Source organism: Flavobacterium sp. W21_SRS_FM6, assembly GCF_052119645.1.
Classification (GTDB): domain Bacteria; phylum Pseudomonadota; class Gammaproteobacteria; order Enterobacterales; family Alteromonadaceae; genus Paraglaciecola.
In genome coordinates this window covers 282,955-301,252 of the sequence record NZ_JBGQOM010000003.1, presented here as the reverse complement: position 1 = coordinate 301,252, position 18,298 = coordinate 282,955, and the positions used below count along the sequence as shown (strand labels likewise).

Sequence of the window (18,298 nt, the reverse complement as noted above, 5' to 3'; positions counted from 1 at the left end):
AATGCTTTTGAACAGACAAATTAGCCTTACAGTAAAGTAAGTATGCAAATCGATTGCCTAAATAATATAGTATTCTGGTAATAGGTTATCATAGGAATATTTATTTCAACAAGGCTTAGCTGCAAATAGTGTTAGTCGCTCAAATTGGTTTTAAAGATTGACTATCAACAGGCTTACTTGTTTACTAATAAATTATTCTTTATTTTCTGTTATTTTTGAATAGAGTAGCTGATTCGTTAGCAACTTAGTGCGCGTCATTCAGGCCTAAAAGGGATGCAAAATGCAATGTTTGTTCACTTACCAATGGGGTGAGTTATTTCACCTATGTCAAGTACACAATAAGGAGAAGGCAGCTTGATTACTTCATCGTTTATCTACGTTACGGCATTACTCGTCATTGCTGCTTCGCTTAAGTTACTGGAAACCAACACTCGTTGGCGTTTATTTGAGTATTTACCTGCCATCGTGTCGTTATATTTTGTTGTCATGTTGTGCTCGACCTTTGGCGTGTGGGAAAAAACCGAAGAGATTAACAACGCCTATAAAATGTTGCGCAACAATTTGTTACCGGCCATGATATTTTTGATGTTATTGGATGCTGACTTACGGCAAATCAAGCAATTAGGCGGCAGAATGTTGCTGGCCTTTGTTATTGCCGCAGTGAGCATCGGTATTGCCTTTGTGATCGCATTTACCGTTTTTCAAGGGTATTTGCAGCCTGGAGCTTGGAAAACCCTGGCAGCCTTAAGTGGCAGTTGGATGGGGGGCACCGGCAACATGGTTGCGATTCAATTGGCGTTAGACGTACCGGATTCAAGTATGGGCTATACCCTGTTGATCGATTCTATCGATTACGCCATGTGGGTCATGTTCTTGTTGGCCTTAGTGCCTCATGCAAAACGGTTTAACCGTTGGGTAAAGGCAGATAGTCAGTTTCTCGAAAAAATTGGCGCTAACATCGAGTTGGACAACGAACAAGGTCCTGTTAATGCTGGCGGATTATTAATTTTACTAGCCATTGCTTTGTTAATGTCAGCTTTAGCACAAAGTGCTGCTCAGCTTTTACCGACGTCTGCGTACTTTACCAGCACAGCCTGGACGGTGTTAATTGTGACTTTGGCTGGTGTCATCTGTGCAATAACGCCTTTGGCTAAAATCGCAGGCGCCAGTCAGTTGTCGATGTTAATGCTGTATTTAATTATTGCGCTGATTGCGTCACGGGCTAATTTTGCTGAACTCACACAGGCTCCGGTTTACATTATTTTGGGCCTCGTCATACTGGCGATACATGCTTTAATTATGGTCGTGATGGCCAAATGGTTGAAGCTCGATCTGTTTACTTGTGGTGTGGCTTCTTTAGCTAATATTGGTGGTGTGGCGTCAGCCCCTATTTTAGCTGCATCTTATTCCAAGGCCTTGATCCCAGTTGGCGTATTGATGGCCATGGTGGGCTATATAATAGGTACTGGTGGCGGCTTGCTGGTGGGCAAAATTCTATCTTTTATTGCCAGCTAAGAGGTTCAAAAATTCTGTTGCAGCACTAGGGCTTTTCTTGTGGCACACTGCGATATTTTCCCTAGTACTGCTTTTAAAGGATAACCATGCACCAGCCATCAGCAACAGAACAGGCAGCATCAATACTGCTGGCAAGGCGTCTAAACGCACAAAAAGGTGAGGTGCTAGCTGCTCATTGCCGCCCTACTGACAATCAAAGCGCCTTTGCCATACAGCAGGCAGTCACGCAATTATGGTGCGAACAATGCAAAGACAGTGTAGGTGCATGGAAGTGTTTGCAGCCCATTGAGGGTAATTGGGTCGTTGCGCCTATTTTTACCAGCACCATTGATACTATCGCACCTGTTAGTTTGTGGCCTGACAACAATGTGGCGCGGATTGAACCTGAGTTAGCCTTCTATTTTGCCCATGCCTTACCTGTGCGCGCAGAGCCTTATTTACCCGCTGAAATTGATGCTGCTATTGGCCGTACTCATATGGCCTTAGAGCTTATTTATAATCGGTATGTGCCCACTGCCCCTATTCATCACTTTGATAAATTAGCAGATGGTTTGGTTAATCAAGGTTTGTATGTAGGCCCACAAGTTGATGCTGAATTGGCGAAACAGGCCAGTAATATTGATATCACCCTTAGTTATGCCGATCAAATTCAGCCCTACAGCGCTAAACACCCTAACGTAATCCCGCGCGCACCCTTGTATTGGTTGGTAGAGTTTTTACGTCAGCAGGGCATCGGTATCGAGGCCGGGCAAGCTGCCATTACAGGCTCTTATGCAGGGGTGTTTGATGCACCTATCGCATGCGATATGACGATCAAGTATGCAGGCTTAGGCGAGATGCACGTGCATTTTAAAGCGAAAACCCAATAGTCTTTCAATGCTAATGGTCGATTGAGCTGCGAGCAATCAAACTTATTCTTGCATCGCAACGTATATCCACTAAACGTATGAAAGGACGACCAATGAAAAATCTTATTCTGGCTTTGTTTTTGAGTATTGGCTTGATGGGGTGTTCAAGTTATGAACACCCTGGCCAGCTTGCAGTTGGTGATGCCATGTTAGTGGTGACGGGGCAAAGTCTAGCGGGTGAAAAGGTCACTATTCCCGATGATTTCAAAGGCAGCAAAACGTTGCTGTTATTCGGTTACAAGCAAGACAGTCAATTTGATATCGACCGCTGGCTTATCGGTTTGGACATGACAAACACAGCCCTTAATGTGTACGAGATCCCCACCATTCAGGGCATGTTTCCCCGAATGTTCAGCACCTTTATTGACAGTGGTATGCGCTCAGGTATTCCAAAAGAGTTATGGAAAGGGGTCGTGACGGTGTACGAAGACGGCGACAAAGTGCAAGAATTCACCGGAAATCAAAAACCCAATAATGCCCGGGTGATGTTATTAGATGAACATGGCACTATTATCTATTTCTATGACAGGGGGTTCGCGGTTGATGCCTTAAATGCTGTCAGGGCACTGCTGTAAAGAATCGACCAGAAAACTTAATTGTTAGTACTTACTTACTTCTAAATTCGACGTAAATCTATTTTTAGCACGATCGGCTTCTTATTTAAGGAGCGGGTTGATTGCCTCTTTCTCTCATCCAGACGTTTCTTATTTCGTTTTGTGATGCGACAATCCATTCATCATACCGATACAACTAAGGTCCATGTGACCAACACCGGATATTCATGACTTGGGTAGTATGTACCGTTTTTGCCACGTTTATGCAGGCGTGGCGCAATGCCTTTCAGAGTCAACTCGGGCAAACCGTTAAAGTCACGGGGGTAACGCTTGCGCGTTTTATTTGGGCGGGACCCATAGCTGCGATCTATCTTGGTTTGCTGTATGCCTTTGAGCCCGTTGCGATGCCGATTTTTAACACTCAATATTGGCTGTACATTATTGGCGCAGCGGTGACGCAGATCGTTGCAACTAGCTTAATGGTTAGGCTTTTTAAGATGAATAACTATGCGATAGGCGCTGGACTGGCAAAAAGCGAGGCCATTGTTGCTGCTGTGTTGGGGATGTTGTTTTTTGGTACAACCTTGTCATTTTTTGGATGGCTAGGGGTTTTTATCGGTGGCTTGGCGGTATTTTTGATGAGTGCAGTCAAGGGTGTTAAAGGGCTATCACTAGCAACTGTTGCGATGGGTTTAGCGTGTGGCAGTGCCTTTGCGTTAACTTCACTGTGGGTTAGAGAGGCCAGTTTGCAGCTAAATTTATCCTTTCCTTACAGCGCCGCTTGGGTATTAGTTATGGTGATCAGTCTGCAAACATTGGGCTTGGTCAGTTACTTATGGCTCAATGACAAGGGGACATTACGGGCCCTAATGCAACGGCCAAAATTAACCTTACTGACCAGTGTTAGCAGCTGTTTAGGCTCAATCGGCTGGTTTAGTGCAATGTCGATTCAAAATGTGCCCTATGTAAAAACCTTAGGGCAAATCGAAATCTTTTTCACCTTACTGATTTCAAGCTATTGGTTAAAACAAAAAGTGCAAATCAAAGATGCCTTTGGTTTGGTTTTAATTGCCTTAGCTGCATTATTGGTTATCTGGGGATAGCTCGCCTTTCATTCAGATTCAATGATTTTAGTAAAGTTTAAGTCTTGAAAATCATAGCTAAAATCGATGTCACTTGACTCTGGTAACATAGTCATGCCACTTACCTCACCTTTTTGATTGCGGGTAAAGTGCATTATCGCATCCGCTTCTAAGCTGCGATCGTGCCAACGGATAAGCAACGAGTCATGGCCAAGGCGGTACAAACTGCCGATTAATTTTTCTACTCGTTGTGAGTGAATCAGCAGACTGCCATCGGCTTGCGTTGCTATAACAAAGCGGCCTAACCATGGATCGACATAGGCACCAAGAAAGTCCCTGTTTTCTGACTGATTTATGTTAGCTATGGGGTAGCTCTCTAGGGGGGGAGTATTCGTTTTTTGGCTGGCTTGAGGCGAAGGCTTTGGGCTAAATTCGGCCATCCAATCGGTTTGTGTATCACCCAAAAAAGGTTTCATGATGGAATACATCAGAGCACTGCGTGCCGCGCTCGACTGCTGGTTGGTTAGCACAACAAAGCCTAAATCTAATTCGGGAAATAAACTCACAAAAGAATACATACCGGCCAAACTGCCCGTATGATGCACTTGCAATGTACCGTTCATATCATTCACCCGCCAACCTAATGCATAAGCACTAAAATGGCTGTTATCTCGGCGTTTACTGCTGGCAGACAAGGGCATAATGGTTTGAGGTTGCCACATCATCTTATGCTGCGCTTGACTAAATAAACCTTGCTTGGCGTCAATTTTGCCTTCAGCTAGTTGCACTGTTACCCAGCGCAGCATATCGTTGAGGCTACATTGAATACCACCAGCAGGCGCTGATACGCTTGGCTTGCTGTAATCAATCGCGCGTATTATGGCCTGTAGCTTGCCGTTAACCATGCCATGTGGGGTGGCAAGGTCTTGTTGTTTGGCTTCGCTCACTTGCCCAGCAAAACAGTGGTTCATGCCAAGAGGGCGCATAATGCGCTGCTCAACAAATTGCTCCCAACTTTGTCCAGTAACGGCAGGAATGATTTCTCCTGCAACGATATAAAGTAAATTGTCGTAGGCGTAATCTGCGCGAAATTCACCAGCGGGTTTCAGATAACGTAGATTATGCATTACTTCTTGGCGGCTAAAGCTGGAGGGTTCTGGCCACAACATTAAATCGCCTGCGCCTAAACCTAAACCACTACGATGAGTTAACAAATCGATAAGGGTAAATTGCCGACTGACCCAAGGGTCATATAGCTTAAAATCCGGCAAATAACGTTGTACCTTGCCATGCCAACTAATTTTACCTTCGTCGACCAAAATCGCTAAGGCAGCGGTGGTAAACGCTTTGGTATTAGAGGCTATTTTGAAAATACTGTCAGCGTCAATAGGGTCGGGTTTACCAAGGGTTTTGAGCCCAAAACCTTTGGCGGCAATCACTTGGCCGTTTTGAACAATACCAATGGCCGCGCCTGGTACTTGAAAATGCTGCATGATAGCGTTAATTTTATCTTCGTTTATTGCCTCTGCCTGACCATTCATGGTGATACACCCAGCTAACAAGAATAGGGCTATACGAACCTTATTTCGCTTAATCATTTGTAACTCCTATGGACGTTCAAGTAAGGCTTCATAGACCAAACTGATCACGCTACCGTATTTACCCGTTTCAAATAACTTGCCGTTAAACTCGCGGCCCTTACCTGCTTCGCGCTCAACAATTTTACTGTGCCGAGCATTAGTCAGCAAAATAATGGCTAGATCGTATGCGGGGTCGATGACTGTCACCGTGCCTGTCCAGCCGGTGTGACCATAGGCATAAGGGCTAGCATAGGGCCCAAAGTGCCACTTACTTTGACCTTGATCAGCTCGGCGCCAGCCTAAACCAAAACTACTGTCTCCCTCTTCTGGTTTAGTGAATTTAGCTAAAACTGCGCGGTCAAATACCTTAACACGGCCGTAACCACCGCCATTTAATAGCGTTTGAGCAAGAACGGCTAAGTCGTCTACGTTAGAGAATAAACCGGCATGGCCAGCAACACCTGCAAAAGAGTGAAAGGCTTTTTCATCATGCACCTCACCTTGTAATACATGCTTTCTCACATTAGTAAAGTCTACTGAGCCGTCACGGGTATTCCCCTGAATTTCAGTGGCGGCAAACTGCTGTGGTGCAAAGCCCTTATGCAAAGGGTTAAACAAGGTATTGCTTAGATTAAGTGGATGATAAATATCTTGTTCAACGTAGCGGTCTAGCGACATTTGGGTCACCCGTTCTACAAGTAAACCTAACAACATGTAATCTGTGTCACTATAAATTGCTTTGGTTTGACGCCCGGTTTCAAAGGGCACACGACTGAGCAATAGGTGCTCAGTTTGTGCTTTATTTTGCGAGAAAAAGCGCGAACCAAGCTCGTTATCCTTGGTAAAAAAACGCACTTGAGGCGAATACCCCGCGGTATGAGTTAATAAATCTCGCACTAAACGGCTTTCTCGTCCCTGGCCTTGGTATTCTGGCAAGTATTCACTTAAGGGGCGAGTGACATCTATCTTACCTTCTGATACCAACTTCATTAGGGCAAAGTTGGTGGCAAACATTTTGGTGTTTGAGGCTAAATCAAATAGCTGGTTAGTCTGCATCTTTACGGCTTGATCAAGGGGCAATCCACCATCAGCAAATTTGCGGGCATAACCATAAGCACTGCGTTTTATAATCTTGCCTTCTTTTACTACCAACAACACTGCACCCGGAAAACCGTCGGCGACATCTTGATTAATAAGCTCATCCACTTTGGCAAATGTAGTTAGGTACTGTCCAGTGGCATCGTGCAAGGTCGGATAGGGGATCATGACCTTAACCGAGCTCCCTTCTGGTCGTACGTTTTCTACTTTTAAGGTGTTTTCACCTGTTTTTGTGCGCCTCGCTAAGCTGTATTCATAACGTTGATAAGGCTGTAGCGCATTTTCTATATTGAGTTTTTGACCATTGATATAGATGTCGGCACTTTGTGCATCAATATTGTCAATAATGATCTGACCTTCACCTTTGTATTCCTTAAACACCGTGCGATCGTTTACCCATTCTCTGGTGCTGCGATCCACAGTGGGAAACAACTCGTTTACCTGATAATAAGCTAAGGTACGAGGTGCTACAGGCGGCATTTTTTCTGCTTCGTAGCGTTTCATCAGGGCGTCGATACGACTTGGAAAATACTTTTCAATTAATGCAAATAGCACTGCCGCGGTTTTGCTATCTAACTTACCGCTAACTGACCAAGGCAAAAAATGCATCTGAAAGGCTGATAAAGTATCGAAGGTCGCGCTATCAATTATCCCCGTTTCGGTTATTCCGTAACCATAGCGGTTCAAGGCATGCTGCATTAAGCCAATGCTGATGGGAGACTGATTAAATATCTGCCAATATTTTTGTAAGGTATCGTTGTCGTACCAGGCACCAATACCTGCTTGATATAATTGGTACCATGGAAACCGAGGGCCAGGGTCATTTTTACGGGTTGGTGCAATATCAGAATGACCCACTACCGCAGTGGGTGAAATATCTGGGTTGCGAGCCAGAATATCTTGGGATAGCTTGATTAATAATTCGATTTGTTTTGGATCGTAGTCAGGAAACACACACAGTCTGTCAATGGAGTTTTCCCGCTTTGAGCCAAAATTGCTGGCTTCGTCGCGCATACAATGAGGCACATTGACGATTTCGATGCCGATACTTTGGTCGTTTAAATCTTCACGCCCTTGCCAATAACTATTGCCAGCGTGCCATGCTCTGCCTGACTCTTCCACTAACTGAATGACTTTTAATTCACTGTCTTGATAACTCGGATCGTTACGCTCAGGAATTAGGTAGTGTGAACTTAAGCCCCCTTCTTCTACTAAAGCCTTGACCGATTTTTGATAATCAATCGCCGTATAATGCATGACTAAAAATTTAATACGCTGACTGTAATTTTTAGACTGCATGTAAGATAAAGGCAGGCTTGAACAACTTACCACTAAACACAGTAAGGCCACGAGTCCTAATGATTTACCACTAGTCCCTCTGCTCATTAAACCAAACAAGGTTAATAATGCGCGCAATTGCATGATAAAGCCCACCTAAAGAATAAAAAATTATAAAAAATATATCACTTGTGAATAAATATTCTACACAGAATTGCAGGCTGATTGTAACTGATTATTGCAAATATTCTTGGATTTTAAGCTGTTAAACACTGTTATTGCCTCATTTCATAAAGAATTATGTATTCCCTTATTATCAATTCAAATGAAGTTATAATTTATTACTATATTTAACTCTAAGTGGAAAATATTATTCTTGACCTGATTGGCTAATATTTGTTAAATGAGGTGGCTCCTAGCAAAAAAGGAGTCAGTAAAAGTAAAGCGGATCGAAATAAGCAGGTAAGCCGCTCAAAGCATAATTAAAAAAATACCAGGTGGAACACATGTCAACACAACACATACATTTTATGAAAAGACGCCTACATCAGGCTGTACGCAGAGCATGGAGTGCTCCTGCCGCATCTATTTCAGCTGTTATGCTGACAGGAGCGCTTATGAGTGCCCCGGCTATCGCCCAGCAATCGGGTAGCATAAAGGGTAAAGTGACAACTGAAGTGTCAGATATTTCGGTTGCTAATGTGACGGTGACCGCCAGCAGCAGTGTTATGCCAAAACCCCGTACAGTCACCACCAAAGCGGATGGTTCATACAATTTGCCCGCCCTAATGCCGGGTGAATACACGCTTACATTTACTTCTGCTGATGGCACTGTTCGTCAAACTACAGTGCAAGTTTTGCTTGAGCAATCTTCTAGCGTGAATGTGGCGTTTGAGAGTGCGCCCGCAAGCAATACTGAAGTTATTTACATAACAGGCTCTAAAGTTATTCGCGAAGGTGATTCGTCGTTGACTAACTCTTTAGGTCAAGATGCGGTATCTAAAATCCCGTCTGGCCAAGATTACCGTGACCTGTTGTCGTTGATCCCAGGTGTTCAATATTCCGAATATTCTACTCTTGGTCCATCAGCCGGTGGTTCTGGCCGAGATAATAAATATGGATTTGATGGCGTAGATGTTTCATTACCGATGTTTGGTAACTTAGCATCAGAACCATCTACTCATGACATAGCTTATGTATCGATTGACCGCGGTGGCGCTAAAGCAATTGGTTTTAACCGATCTGGTGGTTTAGCCATTAATACGGTGTCGAAATCGGGCACCAACGAATTTCATGCAAACATAGAGTACCGTACTCAGCCTAAAAGCTTTGTTGCAGATAAAGATGATGCTGACGGTACGAAATATACTGATGATAAAACATGGATTACAACCAGTTTAAGTGGTCCACTAATCCAAGATGAATTGTTTTTCTATGGTTCATATTATCGACCCGAAGTAGAGCGGGCTAACAAAGAAACGGCCTATGGCCCAGTCAAAGACTATAAAAGTGTACGTGAAGAATACTTCGGAAAATTAACGTGGGCGCCTACAGACGATTTACTGTTTAATTTAAGCTTACGGACTTCTGACAACGAAGGGAAAGGTGAGTCGTTGGGCTCATTTGACCAAGACTCTACTTCGTCGGGCTCTTCTGCTAATCAGGATATCTATACCTTTGATGGTTCGTATTTAATCGATGATTACACTACGTTAACATTTCAGTACAGCGACTACAGTTATGAAACAGCAAGCCGCGCAGATAATTTAATTCCTGATGTGACGCCTCGTATTGGTGAATCTCTTGATCTTACTGCGCTGGATACCTTAGGTCAGTTTAGCGTTCCAGATTTACGTCCTGAGATTGCCGGTTTTGATAACGATGCTGCACAGACGCTGATTAACCAATATGGCTATATTAATGATGAAGGTGTGTTAACCGGCGGAGGGTATGTAGGGGTAGGTGCAGGGATTGCAAATCAAGATTTTTACCGCAAAAGCTTCGAAGTTAAACTAGATCATGAAACCGAACTAGCGGGTATGCAGCATACCTTACATGTAGGTTTCCAATGGAAAGAAGGCAAAGAAGTCTTGTCTCGTTTATCCAACGGTTGGGGAAATATTAGTTTTGCTGGCGGTTTGAGGCCTGACAATTTTGAAACTGACATCCCAATTTACTATACCGCCGTTGTAGAACAAATGAGTTTGGAGAGCAGCGCGGGTGATGTCGTACCACCTATCACCTCTGTAGCTAAATCCTACAACTTAGAGTTTAACGATACGATCATCGATGGAAACTTTACCTACAATGTTGGTTTTATTCTTAGCAATGACATTTGGTATGGCCAAGGTCTTAAGGAAAACTCAAGCACCCCTTCTGGCTATGAGCTTGCGCCGGGTCATCAATACAAAATGTATGAACTAGATTTTACCGACATGATTCAGCCACGTTTGGGCATAACGTGGGCATATAACGGCGAGGATACAGTATTTGCAAACTTTGCGAGTTATAACCCTGAAGCATCTTCATTGGCACGTGCAGCATCATGGGCAAGAAACAGCCAAGCAACCCAATTAGTTTACTTTGATGAAAATGGCGACTATGTGGGTAACACAGGGGCCTCTGGCTCTTCAGGTAAGTTTTTCCAAGATGACCTTAAAGCCAGACGAACTGATGAGATTACTGTAGGGGTTAATCAAACCATTACTGATGAATTTGTCATGCGCACTCACGTACGTCAACGTAAGGCATTTCACCCATGGGAAGATATGCCAAATGATGCGCGATTATACGGTGAATATGGTCCTTTTGGTGGCGTTCCAGCGAATATAGCAGCTAATGGATTGTATATTCCTGACTTACAAACCTACCGTGATGATGTTGGTGGTTCTTCTTACGTTATTGCCGAATTAGATGGAGCTAAAAATACCTATTATGAATTCAGTGTTGAAGGTGAGTACGTCGGAGACAATCTATATTTGAATGCCTCTTATGTATGGAGCCATTATTTTGGTAACTATGATCAAGATATAACGAGTACTGCATCTGACGGTAATTTATTCATTGGCTCGTCTAACTTAGGCGATGGTAAGGGGCGGATGTTGTGGGATGGTAAATACGGTAAATTACACGGTGATAAACCACACGTTTTTAAAACGATTGGTTACTATACGACTGATTGGAATGCCGATATTGGCTTTAAATTTCTCTACCAATCAGGTGACGTTTGGGAAGCATGGGATGGCACGGTATATGGTTATTCTAGTTCAACTATTCGTTATTCAGAGCCTGCCGGTAGCCGTAGAGAGCCAAGTCATTGGCAGTTGGATTTAAATTATGCACAGAATTTCAATCTAACAGATGACATTGTGTTGAAGTTTAAAGCCGATCTATTTAACGTATTTGATAACCAAACCGGTTACAACTACAACCCAGTGGTTTCAAGCTCTACCTTTGGTGAAGCGCGTAACTTAATCAATCCCCGTAGACTGCAACTGTCGGTCAACATTGGTTTTTAATTTACGACAATAAGCTGTTTTGTGGCTTATATCATCAAAAAATCCCCGCACTTTGCGGGGATTTTTATGCAACATAATAGGAACGTTAAGGTGATAAATTCATCAATCTCACAAAAACTAATCGCAGTATTACTTGGCGCACTATCTTGCGTTTCTTGTGCTGTTAAGCAACCCGCTGATACGCAACTAAGGGAGTATGTGGCCCAAAAGTTGATGTTAGATCTGCGTTATTATTGTGATGATGAGCTCGATACCAGCTGCAACACACCGCTGACAACCTTGCCCAAAGAGTTGAGCAAGATGATCAGTGATACAGGCATTGGTGGAGTCGTGTTGTTTGCTGATAATTTAGATAACACCGAACAAATGCTGAGGCTAAACTATGCTTTACAACAAGCGGCGCAGCGTGGTGGTCACTCACCCCTATTTATTGCCATTGACCAAGAAGGTGGGCGAGTGGTGCGTATTCCGCAAAACCTAGCGACCTCGTTTGCTGGCAATATGGCTATCGGCGCTACCTATGCGCAGCATGGCGATTATTTTGCGCGCCTCAGCGGTGAAATTATTGCTAAGGAGCTGCTCTCGCTTGGCTTCAATGTAAACTTTGCACCTACAGTAGATGTAAATGTAAATCCGCTTAACCCAGTGATCAACGTGCGCTCGTACGGCGAAGATGCAAACATAGTGGCAGAATTAGGCACTGCACAAATGGCGGCGATGCAGGCTCAAGGTATGATGGCAACCTTGAAGCATTTCCCTGGACACGGTGATACCAGCGTAGATAGCCATACCGGTTTGCCCCGGGTTGAACATGGTTTACAGCAAATAGAGGCATCGGATTTACTGCCTTTCCAATACGCGATTGACCAAAATGCACCTGCCATGATCATGACCGCTCACATTCAATATCCGCAGCTAGACAATACGCTATTTACCACCAAAGAAGGTGAAAGCACGATTTTACCGGCGACAATGTCGCGTAAAATTTTGACGGATTTGCTGCGTGATAAAATGGCATTTAAAGGCCTTATTGTCACCGATGCCTTGGATATGGCGGGCATATCTCACTTTTTTGATAAAACCGAAGCGGTTATTCAAACCTTTGCTGCTGGCGCTGATATTGCCTTAATGCCGATTGCTATTCGACGCCCTGCAGATATTGGCAAATTAGATGCACTCATTGATGATGTGGTAAAAGCCGTGCAAACCGAGCGCTTAGACAAACAAGAAATCACTCTCTCGGCACAGCGTATTGAACAGGTAAAAAATCAATATCAACTTGCTCAGCGCAATACTTTGCCCTTAGAGCAAGCCATTGAAAACGCACAAGCCACCTTAGGTAATGCCCGTCATCGGCAGGTGGAACAAGCCTTGGCTGACAGTGCCATTGTTCAAATCAAAGATGCTGGTGTATTGCCTCTCAAGCAAACCCTGAAGTCAGTCTATTTAAGTATGCCCGATACGACCAAATGTATGGCCTTGACCTTAGCGCTTACAACACGATTACCCAAGGTAAACATTCAGTGTGGCAGTGTAGCGAACGGTAACCAGGGGTCAGATTTTGATATGCGCGAGCAAGCGGATGTGATTATTGCTGCAGATATCTCACCGGATCAAAGTTTAGTTGAACTAGGCGGTATGGACGACATTCAAACGTGGCGTGATAGAGCACCTAAAGAGCAGCAATTAAGTCAACAGCTAGCCCTACTACAGGCAGCCAAAGCCCAAGGAAAAACCACCATTTTTATTAGCCTGCGGGCACCTTACAACGTTAATGTTTTTGCGCATTACGCAGATGTTATATTGGCGAGTTTTGCTTATAACAGCAATAAAGTGGAATACATGGACAAATCTGGCCGTTTAATCACGCAGTTTGAGGGCGCCATTTTTAACGCGTTAGCGGATGTTATTACCGGTAATAAAGTGGCCACAGGTACTTTGCCTGTGACCATTGACTGATAAGCGACATATAGCAAAATAATAAAACGAGCTATAAATAAAATATTGCTGCCAAGAGGAGTGGATATTCCATTTCTGTTGATTATGTAAAACGCTGATTTTAGATATTTTAATGTATTTATTCACATGCTATGGGCTACAATTATTCGCAATGTTTAAATAAAATATTTATGAGTGTTAATGTCAACATTTAGCAAAATTAAAGCCCTTAAAGGCTCTTTATCGAGCAGTGAATTAAAATTAGCCAAATTCGCTCTCGACTCATCCAATGCAATCCGCGAGTTATCATCACAAGAATTAGCCAATGTGGTAGGCGTCAGTCAATCTAGTGTCGTTAAATTTGCCCAGAAACTCGGGTATAAAGGCTATCCCGCCTTTAAATTGGGCATTATTGATGCGCTAAATACTGCGCCCAGTGGCGGTACCTTGCATGGTAAAATCACCATTACTGATAGTTTTAGTCAAATGTCAGATAAGCTTCTTAGTAGCAAAATGGCAGTGTTAAGTGAAACCCAAAAACTGAATGAGGAAACGGCCTTTTTAGCCGCAGTAGACATCTTGAAATCTGCCAAACGTATTTTAATTTGTGGCTTGGGTGGGTCGGCTTTAGTGGGGAAAGATTTTTCGTATAAGTTACAAAAGTTAGGCATGCTGGCCATTGAAGAGCCCGATGCCCATGCTCAGCTGGCTTTTGCCGCGACGTTGTCTGACAACGATTTAGTATTTGCTATCAGCGAATCGGGCAGTACTAAAGAAATCGTCAATGTAGTTAGTCAGGCCAAAAAGAATCAGTCAAAAGTGATTTCCATTACCCGTTACGGCAGCAATCCTATTTCAGATCTGGCTGATGTAAAACTGTTTTCAGTTGCCGATGAAGAGTCAGCACGTTTGTCGTCCATATTAGCGCGCACCGCTCAGGAGTTTATTATTGATATTCTGTTTATCGCGATAACTCAGTCTTCTCGCCAAGGTCGTCAAACCTTAGAGAAAACTAACGCGGTAGTGAGCGAATTTAGACGGATGTCTTAATAATCTGGATACAGTAAGTAGGGCTTACGTTGTTGTTTAAAGGTAAGTAAGTCAGTTTGCCATGCCGCTTTGATTTGCTTAGCAGTTTGGCCTTGCTGTATGGCCAAGCGTAAACTATCGGTACCCGCTAATTTGTCCATAAAATCAGGCCGTTCAAAAAAACCAAATCCGGCTTTTTTGAACTGAGAAAAAGCCTGAATAAATAAACTTAAATCTAAGCCTTGTATTGTACTAGCACGTAAATCAGTACCAAACAGGAGTTGGTTTTCAAGTTTTGGATGCAAAGCGCTGCCTGGCTTCGATACTGGCGTAAATTCAAAGTCACCCAAGGAAATCATGTCGTGGCCCATGACCTGAAAAGGGAAATCGGTACCTCGGCCAATACTGACAGGCGTTGCTTCAAAAAAACACAGTGAAGGATAGAGCTGAATTGATTGGCGATTAGGTAAATTAGGGCTCGGTGCGACGGGCAATTCGTAGGGCATATCCCGCTGATAGTGCTTATTGGCAATAGTGACTAGGTTTAGAGACTCAGCTTGGTTTATCCAGCCCTCTCCTTTAATCATGCGGGCAAGTTCAGCCAAGGTCATGCCGTGTAAAATAGGAATTGGGTGTATACCAACAAACGACTGAAAATCAGGTTCAAGAATAGGCCCGTCTACAAAGCTGCCGTTAGGGTTTGGACGATCAAGTACCATAAACTGGGTACCTGATTCTGCTGCCGCTTCCATCATGTAATGCATCGAACTAATAAAGGTATAAAACCTGACGCCCACATCTTGAATATCAAAGATTACGACATCTAACTCATCCATTAATTCAGGGCTAGGCTTTTTGTGCTTACCGTAGATGGAACTGATTGCCACCCCTGTTTTAGCGTCTATAGTATTTTTAACATGGGCACCTGCGTCATAGTCGCCTCTAAAGCCATGTTCAGGCGCAAAAATACGCAGCACATTAATCTTATTGGCCAGTAAATAATCAAGTAAATGTTGGTCGTGGACTAAGGACGATTGGTTAACGACTAACCCCACCTTCTTATTTTTAAGTAAAGGCAGGTAGCGCTCACCCTGTTCGGCGCCCACTTGCAAAGTGGCTGGTGGCTGTATGTCAATTGTGGAGCAGGCGCTAGCGATAAACACCAGACAGAAAACGACGAGAGTTTTCGTTGAAAATGTAAGTGTCACCCTCTCATTACCCTTTACTTTGCACGGCTTTGCGTAAAAAACCGTGGTGTTGCTGTAAGAGCTGTGTTGCCTGTGCTGCATCAGATTGGGTGAGTATCATCAAAATCGCTAATTTGGCTTCGTTACCTGCTTCTTTTAGAGCCAGTGTCGCGGTTTCTTCGCTGCAGTCTGTGGCTTGCATCACAATTAGCAAAGCTCTGGCATAGAGTTTTTCATTGCTGGCACTGACATCAACCATAAGATTTTGATAGGTTTTGCCAATTCTGATCATACTGGCGGTACTTAACATATTTAAAATGAGTTTTTGCGCCGTGCCTGACTTCATGCGGGTGGAGCCTGTGAGGATTTCTGGGCCGACGGCAGCGCAAATTTCGATATCTGCCGCTTTACCGATTGCAGAATTGGGATTACAGCTCAGAGACACTGATTTTGCGCCAATTTGTTTTGCATATTTTAAAGCCGAAATTACATAAGGTGTCCGACCGCTTGCTGCGATACCAACGACAACATCCTTAGCATTGAAGTTGACGGCGTTTAAGTCTGAAATGGCTGCAGCTTGATTATCTTCCGCTCCTTCAACGGCTCGTTTAATGGCTTTTTCACCGCCGGCAATAATACCGATGACCATATCTTCCGACACGCTAAACGTTGGGATGCATTCAACGGCATCGAGTATACCTAAACGTCCGCTTGTACCCGCGCCAATGTAGATTAAACGGCCTTGATTTTGAAAGGCTTCAACAATGCAGTCTACAGCTTGGGCAATGAAGGGTAAGGCCGGTTTAATGGCTAAAGCAACTTTTTGGTCTTCCTCATTGATTAAATTCAGAATCGCTTCTGTTGAGAGCAAATCGATATCTAAAGTGCTGCTATTGCGAGTTTCAGACAATATAGAATGGAGCTCGTTTAAAAGAGGATTTCGGGTCATGGTAATTTTCACATTTTTTATTTAATGAACATCGGCAATTTGGGTATGTTTTATATACCAAATCCCTTTAGTTATCTTGTATAAATTCATTTTGTTCACGATCGGGTTCAGACTGATTTGAACCACTACTGCAAATCGCAAACGCCAAGGCACTGCCGATGCAAAGTTGCCATGTAAATCCTAAGTCAAACAGCCACTCTTGCGGGAGGACCAGCGCCATGACATAGGGCTGAAAAAACAAGGTCAGCATAAAACCTCCTAACAATGCTGCTAATACACTGCGGTGATTACCACGATGCGTAAACAGCACAGTAAAATAGACGCCAAGCAAACCGCTGTAAGAAAACACCATTACACTGAGTGCAAACTGCAAGAGGGGCATGTCAGAGTGTTGTTGCCAAAAATAGCATAGGCAAGCCATGGCACTGAGTGCTACCGCCACCACCAGCATGCCTATTCTACCGGCCTTTACATAGTGCAGATCACTAATATCTTGCCGACGACGCATTAACCAGGGTCTATAGAGGTCTTGCACAACTACGGATGACATCGAGTTAAGGCCGGAATTTAAAGTAGACAAGGCCGCAGCGATAATCCCTACTGTGACGAGGGCTTTTATGCCAGCTGGGATTTCATTAAGTACATAATACATGAAGATCGTAACCGATTCGCCTTTAAAGCTAGGCACGACATTACTAGAAGACCCGTTATTCATTATGTCAGGTCGATCATAGAAAATAAAAAGCAGTAAGCCGATACTGATAAAAACGAGCATGACGGGTACCACCATGACCACGGAATACAGCATGGCTTTGCTCCCTTGACGCGCATTTTTACACGTTAGTACTCGTTGGGTCATGTCTTGATCTAGGCCAAAAGCTGCGATGTTTAGCAGCACAAAGCCGGTGATGACCGACCAAAGGTTAAATACTCCCTTAGCGCTAAAATCGAGATCAAAGTGAAAAAAGGTAAGTTTAGAGGCTGCCCCAGGGCTTGGCTCAGATAAGGCGTGTAGGATAGTGTTAAAATCTGCAGGTATAGCAGCATAGAGGTAGTACACAACTGCTATTGCCGCTCCTACATAAATGCCACATTGCAGCACGTCACTGTAGATGACCGAGCGAATGCCGCCATAAACGGTATACAGTAGTCCGCAACCAGCAATAATGAATACTGCAATAACGACATGCATTGCAGCAATATCACCAAACAAAATCATCGAAATCGCTATTGCCGCCATGTATAAACGGGCACCGCTAGCAAATATACGACCAAATAAATACATCATGCCTGAATATTGTTTAGCTTTTGTCCCAAAGCGTTTTTCTAGTAGTTCGTAAACGGTGAACACCTTAAATTGATAAAAGCGCGGGATGAGAAAATAAGCAACAAAGAGCGCGGCAATAAAAGCGCCTATGTTTGAAGTAAGATATGAAAAGTCGCCACGATAGCCTTGATCGGGGCCGCCTAAGAATGTGGCAGCAGATTGGGATGTGGCAAGAACAGAAATCGCTACTACCCATACTGACATGGAATTTCCACCAAGAAAGTAATCTTGGCTGTTAGCTGATTTACGATTAAAAAACCAGCCAGAACCTAATAATACCAAGCCATACGTAGCAAAAACTAACCAATCTAAGCTTGAGTATTGATCTAACATTG

Annotated in this window: 12 protein-coding genes; 7 read left to right on the top strand and 5 right to left on the bottom strand. The window is 43.7% G+C overall.

Annotation, left to right across the window (positions count from 1 at the left end; translation table 11 throughout):
• The first annotated feature begins 354 nt into the window (after positions 1 to 354).
• The 4 genes from ACEN2L_RS07250 to ACEN2L_RS07235 all read left to right on the top strand — a co-directional run bounded on the left by ACEN2L_RS07250 (position 355) and on the right by ACEN2L_RS07235 (position 4,080).
• Complete coding sequence (locus ACEN2L_RS07250) at positions 355 to 1,515, top strand: DUF819 family protein (RefSeq protein WP_441742873.1); 1,161 nt, start codon at positions 355 to 357, stop codon at positions 1,513 to 1,515.
• Positions 1,516 to 1,601: 86 nt separating this feature from the next.
• Positions 1,602 to 2,384: a hypothetical protein gene (locus ACEN2L_RS07245; RefSeq protein WP_441742871.1), complete on the top strand. Its 783-nt coding sequence runs from the start codon at positions 1,602 to 1,604 to the stop codon at positions 2,382 to 2,384.
• Positions 2,385 to 2,476: 92 nt separating this feature from the next.
• Entirely contained in the window at positions 2,477 to 2,998 is a 522-nt protein-coding gene (locus ACEN2L_RS07240) for a hypothetical protein (RefSeq protein WP_306023314.1), read from the top strand.
• A gap of 206 nt (positions 2,999 to 3,204) precedes the next feature.
• A complete protein-coding gene (locus ACEN2L_RS07235; RefSeq protein WP_441742869.1) occupies positions 3,205 to 4,080 on the top strand; it encodes a hypothetical protein in 876 nt (291 codons plus the stop codon).
• Positions 4,081 to 4,088: 8 nt separating this feature from the next.
• On the opposite strand, the gene ACEN2L_RS07230 is transcribed toward ACEN2L_RS07235, so the two are convergent.
• Positions 4,089 to 5,657, bottom strand: a complete 1,569-nt coding sequence (locus tag ACEN2L_RS07230) for a serine hydrolase (RefSeq protein ID WP_441742867.1) — start codon at positions 5,655 to 5,657, stop codon at positions 4,089 to 4,091.
• A 9-nt stretch (positions 5,658 to 5,666) separates the two neighbouring features.
• On the bottom strand, positions 5,667 to 8,159 hold the full coding sequence (pbp4b, locus tag ACEN2L_RS07225) for a penicillin binding protein PBP4B (RefSeq protein WP_441742865.1): 2,493 nt from the start codon (positions 8,157 to 8,159) through the stop codon (positions 5,667 to 5,669).
• A 362-nt stretch (positions 8,160 to 8,521) separates the two neighbouring features.
• Between pbp4b and ACEN2L_RS07220 the strand changes: the two genes are divergently transcribed.
• The 3 genes from ACEN2L_RS07220 to ACEN2L_RS07210 all read left to right on the top strand — a co-directional run bounded on the left by ACEN2L_RS07220 (position 8,522) and on the right by ACEN2L_RS07210 (position 14,521).
• A complete protein-coding gene (locus ACEN2L_RS07220; protein ID WP_441742863.1) occupies positions 8,522 to 11,533 on the top strand; it encodes a carboxypeptidase regulatory-like domain-containing protein in 3,012 nt (1,003 codons plus the stop codon).
• Positions 11,534 to 11,623: 90 nt separating this feature from the next.
• Positions 11,624 to 13,492, top strand: coding sequence for a glycoside hydrolase family 3 protein (locus ACEN2L_RS07215; RefSeq protein WP_441742861.1), 1,869 nt, complete (start codon positions 11,624 to 11,626; stop codon positions 13,490 to 13,492).
• Between the two features lie 180 nt (positions 13,493 to 13,672).
• Positions 13,673 to 14,521 (top strand): MurR/RpiR family transcriptional regulator, encoded by an 849-nt coding sequence (locus ACEN2L_RS07210; protein WP_441742859.1) that lies wholly within the window; start codon positions 13,673 to 13,675, stop codon positions 14,519 to 14,521.
• Here the strand turns inward: ACEN2L_RS07210 and ACEN2L_RS07205 are convergent.
• The 3 genes from ACEN2L_RS07205 to ACEN2L_RS07195 form a co-directional block, all read right to left on the bottom strand.
• On the bottom strand, positions 14,518 to 15,708 hold the full coding sequence (locus ACEN2L_RS07205; protein ID WP_441742857.1) for an exo-beta-N-acetylmuramidase NamZ family protein: 1,191 nt from the start codon (positions 15,706 to 15,708) through the stop codon (positions 14,518 to 14,520). The two genes, ACEN2L_RS07210 and ACEN2L_RS07205, sit on opposite strands and share 4 nt — an antisense overlap.
• Before the next feature lie 7 nt (positions 15,709 to 15,715).
• On the bottom strand, positions 15,716 to 16,636 hold the full coding sequence (murQ, locus tag ACEN2L_RS07200; RefSeq protein ID WP_441742855.1) for an N-acetylmuramic acid 6-phosphate etherase: 921 nt from the start codon (positions 16,634 to 16,636) through the stop codon (positions 15,716 to 15,718).
• Positions 16,637 to 16,703: 67 nt separating this feature from the next.
• On the bottom strand, positions 16,704 to 18,296 hold the full coding sequence (locus ACEN2L_RS07195; RefSeq protein ID WP_441742853.1) for a sodium:solute symporter: 1,593 nt from the start codon (positions 18,294 to 18,296) through the stop codon (positions 16,704 to 16,706).
• Between the last annotated feature and the right edge of the window lie 2 nt (positions 18,297 to 18,298).

Bases quoted from the DNA above. Each gene is read 5' to 3' on its own strand.
- ACEN2L_RS07245 (WP_441742871.1), top strand. From the start codon at position 1,602: ATGCACCAGCCATCAGCAACAGAACAGGCAGCATCAATACTGCTGGCA.
- ACEN2L_RS07240 (WP_306023314.1), top strand. From the start codon at position 2,477: ATGAAAAATCTTATTCTGGCTTTGTTTTTGAGTATTGGCTTGATGGGG.
- ACEN2L_RS07235 (WP_441742869.1), top strand. From the start codon at position 3,205: ATGACTTGGGTAGTATGTACCGTTTTTGCCACGTTTATGCAGGCGTGG.
- ACEN2L_RS07230 (WP_441742867.1), bottom strand. From the start codon at position 5,657: ATGATTAAGCGAAATAAGGTTCGTATAGCCCTATTCTTGTTAGCTGGG.
- pbp4b (WP_441742865.1), bottom strand. From the start codon at position 8,159: ATGCAATTGCGCGCATTATTAACCTTGTTTGGTTTAATGAGCAGAGGG.
- ACEN2L_RS07220 (WP_441742863.1), top strand. From the start codon at position 8,522: ATGTCAACACAACACATACATTTTATGAAAAGACGCCTACATCAGGCT.
- ACEN2L_RS07210 (WP_441742859.1), top strand. From the start codon at position 13,673: ATGTCAACATTTAGCAAAATTAAAGCCCTTAAAGGCTCTTTATCGAGC.
- murQ (WP_441742855.1), bottom strand. From the start codon at position 16,636: ATGACCCGAAATCCTCTTTTAAACGAGCTCCATTCTATATTGTCTGAA.
- ACEN2L_RS07195 (WP_441742853.1), bottom strand. From the start codon at position 18,296: ATGTTAGATCAATACTCAAGCTTAGATTGGTTAGTTTTTGCTACGTAT.